Origin of the sequence: Aquibacillus koreensis, from assembly GCF_025154055.1 — a bacterium.
Taxonomy (GTDB): Bacteria; Bacillota; Bacilli; order Bacillales; family Amphibacillaceae; genus Aquibacillus_C; species Aquibacillus_C koreensis.
In genome coordinates this window covers 40,612-48,654 of sequence record NZ_JAOALK010000005.1, presented here as the reverse complement: position 1 = coordinate 48,654, position 8,043 = coordinate 40,612, and the positions used below count along the sequence as shown (strand labels likewise).

At 36.7% G+C, this 8,043-nt stretch carries 7 protein-coding genes; 6 read left to right on the top strand and 1 reads right to left on the bottom strand.

Going from position 1 to position 8,043, the window contains the following annotated elements; genetic code table 11:
• Positions 1-456: 456 nt before the first annotated feature.
• From NYQ66_RS00890 to rsmI, 3 genes are read left to right on the top strand one after another with little or no spacing between them, the layout of a single operon-like run.
• Complete coding sequence (locus NYQ66_RS00890; RefSeq protein ID WP_259865850.1) at positions 457-1,206, top strand: tRNA1(Val) (adenine(37)-N6)-methyltransferase; 750 nt, start codon at positions 457-459, stop codon at positions 1,204-1,206.
• Positions 1,190-1,483, top strand: a complete 294-nt coding sequence (locus NYQ66_RS00885) for a GIY-YIG nuclease family protein (protein WP_259865848.1) — start codon at positions 1,190-1,192, stop codon at positions 1,481-1,483. Before NYQ66_RS00890 ends, NYQ66_RS00885 begins: the two co-directional genes overlap by 17 nt.
• Positions 1,467-2,339, top strand: a complete 873-nt coding sequence (gene rsmI / locus NYQ66_RS00880; RefSeq protein WP_259865846.1) for a 16S rRNA (cytidine(1402)-2'-O)-methyltransferase — start codon at positions 1,467-1,469, stop codon at positions 2,337-2,339. The genes NYQ66_RS00885 and rsmI overlap by 17 nt, the downstream gene beginning before the upstream one ends.
• 64 nt (positions 2,340-2,403) lie before the next feature.
• On the opposite strand, the gene NYQ66_RS00875 is transcribed toward rsmI, so the two are convergent.
• The gene (locus NYQ66_RS00875) at positions 2,404-2,682 is read right to left on the bottom strand and encodes an AbrB/MazE/SpoVT family DNA-binding domain-containing protein (protein ID WP_259865844.1); all 279 of its coding nucleotides are present in this window, start codon (positions 2,680-2,682) and stop codon (positions 2,404-2,406) included.
• A gap of 500 nt (positions 2,683-3,182) precedes the next feature.
• Between NYQ66_RS00875 and metG the strand changes: the two genes are divergently transcribed.
• From metG to NYQ66_RS00860, 3 genes are all read left to right on the top strand, one after another.
• A complete protein-coding gene (gene metG, locus NYQ66_RS00870) occupies positions 3,183-5,132 on the top strand; it encodes a methionine--tRNA ligase (protein WP_259865842.1) in 1,950 nt (649 codons plus the stop codon).
• Positions 5,133-5,740: 608 nt separating this feature from the next.
• Positions 5,741-6,517, top strand: a complete 777-nt coding sequence (locus NYQ66_RS00865; RefSeq protein WP_259865840.1) for a TatD family hydrolase — start codon at positions 5,741-5,743, stop codon at positions 6,515-6,517.
• A gap of 185 nt (positions 6,518-6,702) precedes the next feature.
• On the top strand, positions 6,703-7,911 hold the full coding sequence (locus tag NYQ66_RS00860) for a G5 and 3D domain-containing protein (RefSeq protein WP_259865837.1): 1,209 nt from the start codon (positions 6,703-6,705) through the stop codon (positions 7,909-7,911).
• The last annotated feature ends 132 nt before the right edge of the window (positions 7,912-8,043 follow it).

Sequence of the window (8,043 nt, the reverse complement as noted above, 5' to 3'; positions counted from 1 at the left end):
TCAGCTAACTCAGTAGCAAAGTGCGCTCCTGAGTGGATCTTCGGCTCGCGCTGTTCCCGCAGGAGTCTTCGTATTCTGCCTACGCTAAGATATAGTATTCTAAGCGGAGTGAGAATAACTTACGAAAAACTTAAATGGACATTCTATCTCGAAAAGAAAACTGTACATAGCGGAGGAAAAACTCGAGACTCCTGTGGGAAAGGAACAGTCTGAAGATCCCGCAGTGAGCGCTTTCTGCGAGCGAGGAAGCTGAAGCGTTCCCCACGGAAAGCGAGTGTTTTTCCGCAGCGGCGTTCTAGCACTCATCCCATAAATACCGTAAGGAAGTTACTGCAGAGTCTATAGAAATTGCGACATTATATTGAGAAACGACAAAGTAAAAGGTTTTGTTAATGTAGTGACAAGTTGTGTACAATAGCATAGTGAATATAGAAAAGAAAAAAGAGGTTATACAGCATGGTACAGTTAAAAGAGGATGAACGACTGGATTATTTATTAGCAGAAGAGAACATGCGTATTATTCAAAGTCCTTCTGTTTTTGCTTTTTCCTTAGATGCAGTTTTACTAGCAGATTTTGCCCACGCACCACTAAAAAGAGGGAAAATCATTGATTTATGTACGGGAAATGGGATTGTGCCGTTACTTCTAAGTAGAAGAACGATTGTTCCAATTACAGGGGTTGAGATACAAGATCGTCTTTATGATATGGCGATTAGGAATGTAGAGATTAATGAATTAAACAATCAATTAACGATGATTCATGGCGATCTAAAAGATATGCCAGGAAAATATGGTAATGATAAATTTGATCTTGTTACGGTAAATCCACCTTACTTTAAAACACCTAATAAACGAGAACAAAACAAAAGTGATTATTTTACGATTGCTAGACATGAAATCCTTTGCACCTTAGAAGATGTCGTAATTGCTTGTAGTAAGTTAGCAAAATCGGGTGGGAAAGTATCTATGGTTCATCGACCTAGTCGATTAGTGGAGATAATTACCTTATTTAAAAAGTATAAGATTGAACCAAAACGTATGCGACTTGTTTATCCGAAAGCAGGTAAGGAAGCAAATACACTATTAATTGAAGGCGTAAGAGATGGAAACCCTGATTTGAAGATACTTCCTCCACTTTATGCTTTTGATGACAAAGATAACTATTCAAAAGAATTAGAAGGTATTTTGTATGGAAAAGTCGAGTAGTCATCTTGTATATATGCTGAGATGCAAGGATGGGTCGATCTACACTGGATATACGAACGACCTTGATCGACGATTACAACTACATAATGCAGGGAAAGCTGCAAAATATACCAGGGGAAGAGGTCCGTTACAGCTCGTATTCACACGATCGTTTTCAACAAAACAAGAAGCAATGCGTTTTGAGTATCGAATGAAAAAACGTAAGAAAATAGAAAAAGAGATCTTGATTAATTCCTATCTAGAGAAGGGAAGAATGGCAAGTGAAAACACAAAGTAGTTTCCAAACACAAACAACCACAGGAACATTATATATTGTACCAACTCCAATAGGTAATCTAGAAGACATCACCATACGAGCTATGAATACATTAAAGGAAGTAGAATTAATTGCAGCTGAAGATACAAGAAATACGAAGAAGCTATTAAATCACTTTACTATTGATACGCCGTTAATAAGCTATCACGAACATAATAAACAAATGCGGGAGTCTAAGTTAATGGACCTCCTTTATGAGGGGAAAGACATTGCTTTAGTAAGTGATGCTGGAATGCCTGGAATTTCTGACCCGGGATTTGATATTATAAAAGCTGCGATTGACGGTGACATTACGGTAGTTGTGCTACCAGGCGCAAATGCTGCTTTATGTGCTTTAGTAGGGTCAGGTTTACCGACAACAGAGTTTTATTTTTATGGGTTTCTACCGAGGAAGAAAAAAGAAAAAATAGAAGCATTGGATAAATTACGACCAATGCAAGCAACAATCCTTTTTTATGAATCACCACACAGGTTAGTTGAAACATTACAAGCTCTTTATGAACAATTTGGGGATCGTTCTATTTCAGTTGCAAGAGAATTGTCGAAACGTTTTGAAGAATATATTAGAGGATCGCTAGAAGAAGTATTAGCATGGGCAAATGAAACTAACCTGAAAGGCGAGTTTTGTCTTGTAGTAGAAGGAAATAATGCTGATCCGACTGAGCAGGAACAATGGTGGGATAATATATCTATCAAACAACATGTGGAACACTATATGGAGGTAGAACAGCTTAGGAGCAAGGATGCCATTAAGAAAGTGGCGGAAGAACGCAAACAACAAAAAAGGTATATATATCAGGCATATCATGTTGAATAAAGTCAATGTAAAAATAAACATAAAAAAACCCCTTTCCCATTTGATTGGGAGGGGCCATTGTCGATTATTTGTTTAATTGTTTTTGAATCTCATCTAATAAAGTATGAGCCCCATCACGACTTAATACTAACTTACCATCTGCAAGTGATAGATTATCGTCTGAAACTTCTCCAGTGATTTGACAAGTCATATTTGGCTTATATTTCTTCAGCACAATTCGGTCATCATCAACATAAATTTCTAAAGCATCTTTCTCATTAATTCCAAGTGTTCTACGTAACTCTATTGGTATAACAACACGACCTAATTCATCTACTTTACGAACAATACCGGTTGATTTCATTTAACCAATTCCCCCTTATTGAAAAATTCGTCAATATTCGACAACTTTATTAATAGTTTACCAGTGATTGCCATTAGTGTCAATTGGAAATTGATAAAATTTCTTATATTTAGGAAAAAATATCTTTAACAGATGCCTTTTATGAAGGTTTTTATGCACTATTTTCCTATAATTAAGAAAAGAATAGTACATTTATCGTTATTAATATTTTTCGACAAAATATTTTATTTTTTACCAATGTGATATTTTTATTGAAAAATGGAATAATAGGAAGGTTACTAGATTTCATCTAATGAACGGTCTAGCTCGTGATTGGTTGCAATACCTACATATTTGTTGTTACATTAGCTTAATATATGGAAAAATAATAAAAAAATCGCTACAATGAAAACAGACTCAAATGTGAGAGTGTCAAAAGATAATTTTATTTCTTACACCTAGTAGGGTTGAGATAGAAGCAATTGATAAAAAGCACGTTACATAAAGAGGAGGTACAATTAATGTCAAAGGAAAAAAAGACATTTTATTTAACGACACCCATTTATTATCCTAGTGGGAATTTGCATATTGGTCATGCTTATAGCACGGTTGCAGGCGATGTAATGGCTAGGTATAAACGATTACGAGGCTTTGATGTCATGTATTTAACTGGGACAGATGAACATGGTCTAAAAATTCAAAAAAAAGCGGATGAAAGTGGTGTGACACCGCAAGCCTATGTCGATGAGATTGTAAGTGGTATTAAAGATCTATGGGAGAAGTTAGATATATCCTATGATGATTTTATCCGTACTACAGAGGATCGACACAAAAAAGTTGTCGAACAAATTTTTGCTCAATTGCTAGAGCAAGGAGATATCTATTTAGATGAATATGAAGGTAGTTATTGTACTTCATGCGAATCATTCTTTACGGAAAGACAGCTGGAAAATGGAAAATGCCCTGACTGTGGCGGTCCAGTAGAGAACGTAAAGGAAGAGTCCTATTTCTTTAAGATGAGCAAATATGTGGATCGCTTACTCGCTTATTATGAAGAGAATCCGGAGTTTATCCAACCGGAAAGCAGGAAAAATGAAATGATTAATAATTTCATTAAACCTGGTTTGGAAGACCTTGCTGTTTCTCGTACTACCTTTGATTGGGGAGTGAAAGTACCTGGAGATCCAAAACATGTGATCTATGTTTGGATTGATGCATTATCAAACTACATAACAGCGCTTGGATATGGAACAGACCAAGATGAAAAGTATCAGAAGTACTGGCCAGCTGACGTACACTTAATGAGTAAAGAAATTGTACGTTTCCACACAATTTATTGGCCGATTATGCTTATGGCATTAGATATTCCATTGCCGAAAAAAGTTTTCGCGCATGGTTGGATTCTAATGAAGGACGGTAAGATGTCAAAATCAAAAGGAAATGTAGTGAATCCGATTGATTTAACCAACCGTTATGGTTTAGATGCCTTACGTTATTATTTGTTAAGAGAAGTTCCATTTGGTTCTGATGGCGTATTTACACCTGAAGGATTTGTCGAAAGAACTAACTATGACCTAGCTAATGACTTAGGTAACTTATTAAATCGTACAGTAGCGATGATCGAAAAATATTTTGATGGTACTGTTCCAGCATTTAAAGCTTCAGAAGATGAATTCGACAAACAAATCGAGCAATTAGGAAAAGAAACCGTTTCTAAAGTGGAAGAAGCTTTAGATCAAATGGGATTCTCAGTAGCATTAACGACAATATGGCAATATATTAGCAGAACAAATAAATATATTGATGAAACAAAACCATGGGTATTAGCTAAGGATGAAGCACAGAAGGAACGCCTAGGTAACGTAATGGCCCACTTAGTTGATGCATTAAGAAGAACTGCAATTTTATTAAGACCATTCTTAACCCAGACACCTGATAAGATCTTCAACCAAATCGGTGTAGTGGATGAGCAGTATAAAGTATGGGAAAGTTTAAATCAGTTTGGGGCAGGATTTGAAGATTCAAAAGTAACAAAACAGGATCCTATTTTCCCAAGGTTAGATGTAGAGGAAGAAGTAAAGAACATTAAAGAAATGATGAAAAAGCCTGCTCCAAAAACAGAAGAAAAAGAAAATGAGCAGAGTGATGAAATAACATTTGATGATTTTATGAGGTTAGATCTTCGTGTAGCTGAGGTAATCAGAGCAGAGAAAATGAAGAATGCTGACAAGTTACTAAGAATCCAATTGGATTTGGGTACAGAAAAACGACAAGTTGTGTCAGGGATCGCAAATTACTATCAACCTGAAGAATTAACAGGTAAGAAAGTGATTTGTGTAACCAACTTAAAACCAGTCAAGCTCCGCGGAGAACTTTCTCAAGGGATGATCTTATCTGGTGAAGATGAAACAGGCAAGCTCTCTTTAGCAACAGTGGAACAAGACTTACCAAACGGCTCTAAAGTGAAGTAAATAAATAAGAAACGCTTATCGATCTAACAAGGTCATAAGCGTTTTGCTTTTTTAAAAGAATGTTGTTATGTAACAATTTATATAAACTCCGTCGTATGCATAAATCATTGAGGTTATCAATATAACGCCGTTCCGGCAGAATACTTCGCTTTCCGCGGGCACGGCCTCAGCCTCCACTATGTTCTACTTTCTGGTTAATGATTCTTTTAGACTCCATTATGCAACTTTTTAGTAGACATCTTGAAGCATAAAAACATTGTTTGAATGAAATGTGGAGCGTGTAATTACACTATTAGATAAATACTTGTTTCATTATATTGAAGCAGTTACTAGCGGATCGAGTGAAATTGGCGACACTCCTCGGAAATGAAGACCGCATTTCCTTCGTGCGATGTAGATTCTCTGAAGCCTTCCTTATCCTGCGGGAACAGCACGAGCTGAAGATCCACTCAGAAGCGAACTTTCTTCTGAGTTAGCTGAGGCCGTGCCCGCGGAAAGGGAGCCAATTTCACTCGAGGAGCGGGTGGTTTAGTTACGACGTTTATCAACTGAGATGTTTAAGGGATAATAAATAAAGATTCAATAATGAATAGTTGGAGGGTTACTTTATGCTTTTTGATACACATGTACACTTAAATGTAAGCCAATTCGATGAAGACCGTGATGAAGTCATTGCGCGTGCAGAAGAAGCAGGCGTTAAATTTATGGTTGTCGTAGGATTTGATCATGAAACAATTCCAAAGGCAATTAAACTTGCAGAAGAAAATGAGAACTTTTACGCAGCTGTTGGCTGGCATCCTGTTGATGCAATTGATATGACCGAAAAAGAACTAGCATGGATAGAGGAATTAGCCGCACATCCAAAGGTTGTTGCTATTGGTGAGATGGGTTTAGATTATCACTGGGATAAGTCACCGAAAGATGTACAAAAGGAAGTGTTTCGTAAGCAAATCGAATTAGCTAAAAAAGTTAAATTACCTATCATTATTCATAATCGGGAAGCAACAGAAGATATTATTCAAATATTAAAAGAAGAAAAAGCGGAAGAGGTTGGAGGCATTATGCACTGCTACAATGACTCGGATGCTTATGTACAAGATTGTCTCGATATGAATTTTTATATATCGCTTGGCGGACCTGTAACCTTTAAGAATGCGAAACTGCCAAAAGATGTTGCGAAAGTTGTTCCATTAGATCGATTATTAATCGAAACAGACTGTCCTTTTCTTGCACCTCATCCAAACCGTGGGAAAAGAAATGAACCGGCATATGTCTCTCTAGTTGCAGAAAAAATTGCAGAATTAAAGGAAATTAGTTATGAGGAAGTATGTAATGCGACTACAGAAAATGCCATGCGTTTATTTAACATTACCCCGCATAAATGACGATACATTTTATCTTAGAAAGTATGTAATGTAATTTTAATATAATTGAAATAATAAGCATAAAATTACAGGTTAAGCATTGGTGTAACAAGCTTTTTAGGGGTAGTTTATGTATTGAACTTCATTTGACAGGTGAAAATGGTGTTTATATAATACAACGGCGGGTATAAAGGAGGAAAACAAGCATGAAACGTTTTTCAAAGCTGTTGCCGGCACTACAGAAAAAGTTGGTTATACCTATTGTTTCCGTAGTGGCTTTACTAGCATTTGTCGGACTATTAACCTATCAAGTTACGAAAGCAGAAGTGACAGTTAATGATGATGGGGAAGTTACAACTGTTCGCACACATGCAGACACCGTAGATGCATTATTACAAGAGCTAAACATCGAAGTGGAAGATCATGATTATCTTTCACATGCCAAAGACGACCTAATACAATCAGAAATGAAAATAAATTACGAAAAGGCAAAGCAGGTAATAGTAACAGTGGATGGAGTGAACGAACCGTACTACACCACAGCAGATACTGTTGGCGAGTTCTTAGTAGAAAAAGAGTTAGAAACAAGTCAATATGATCAATTGTCTGCAGCGGAAGAGGATGCGATAGAAGACGGTCTATCCATTACGATTAACAAAGCATACCAAGTGACCATTCTAGATGCCGGTGAAGAAAGTAAAGTTTGGACTACAGGAGGCACTGTAGGTGATCTATTAGCTAAAAATGACATAAAGCTGGAAGAATTAGATCGCTTAGAGCCTGAAAAATCCAAAAGACTTTCTAAAGAATCAACAATTGAAATTACGCGTGTTGAAAAAGTCACCGATGTTGTAGAAGAAACAATTGACTATTCTGTTGTTAAAAAGAATGATCAATCACTTGATAAAGGCAAAGAAAAAGTAGTAGCTGCTGGTCAAGAAGGTATGGTTGAAAAGCACTACGAAGTAATTATAGAAAACGGTGAAGAAGTATCACGCGAACTAGTAAAAGAAGAAGTTGTCAAAGAAAGTGAACAACGTGTTGTTGCAGTTGGCACAAAAGCCGCTCCAAAGCCTACACCACAAGTAACAGTTTCCCGTAGTGGCGATGGCGAAGCAGTGAAAACACTAACTATGCATGCGACTGCATATAACTGGGACTGTGCTAGTTGTAGCGGAAGAGGTTTTACAGCAACAGGATATAACCTAAAAGCAAACCCGAATGAAAAAGTAGTTGCTGTTGACCCTAACGTAATCCCACTTGGAACAAGAGTATGGGTGGAAGGCTATGGATATGCTATAGCAAGAGATACAGGTGGTGCCATTAAAGGTAATCGAATTGATATTCACTTACCAACGTTGGCACAAGCATCAAGCTATGGTAGAAAAACAGTAAAAGTTAAGATACTTGATTAATACAAAGCTCTTACCAATGGTAAGGGCTTCTTTATATGTATAGATATTTATATGAAAACAGTCCATAATGTGTGTATGTTTGACTGAATAAATTCTGATATTATAAGTATTACATGCGATCATGGGTAGATA

Coding starts and splice junctions, on each gene's coding strand:
- metG (WP_259865842.1), top strand. CDS start 3,183: ATGTCAAAGGAAAAAAAGACATTTTATTTAACGACACCCATTTATTAT.
- NYQ66_RS00885 (WP_259865848.1), top strand. CDS start 1,190: ATGGAAAAGTCGAGTAGTCATCTTGTATATATGCTGAGATGCAAGGAT.
- NYQ66_RS00860 (WP_259865837.1), top strand. CDS start 6,703: ATGAAACGTTTTTCAAAGCTGTTGCCGGCACTACAGAAAAAGTTGGTT.
- NYQ66_RS00875 (WP_259865844.1), bottom strand. CDS start 2,682: ATGAAATCAACCGGTATTGTTCGTAAAGTAGATGAATTAGGTCGTGTT.
- NYQ66_RS00890 (WP_259865850.1), top strand. CDS start 457: ATGGTACAGTTAAAAGAGGATGAACGACTGGATTATTTATTAGCAGAA.
- NYQ66_RS00865 (WP_259865840.1), top strand. CDS start 5,741: ATGCTTTTTGATACACATGTACACTTAAATGTAAGCCAATTCGATGAA.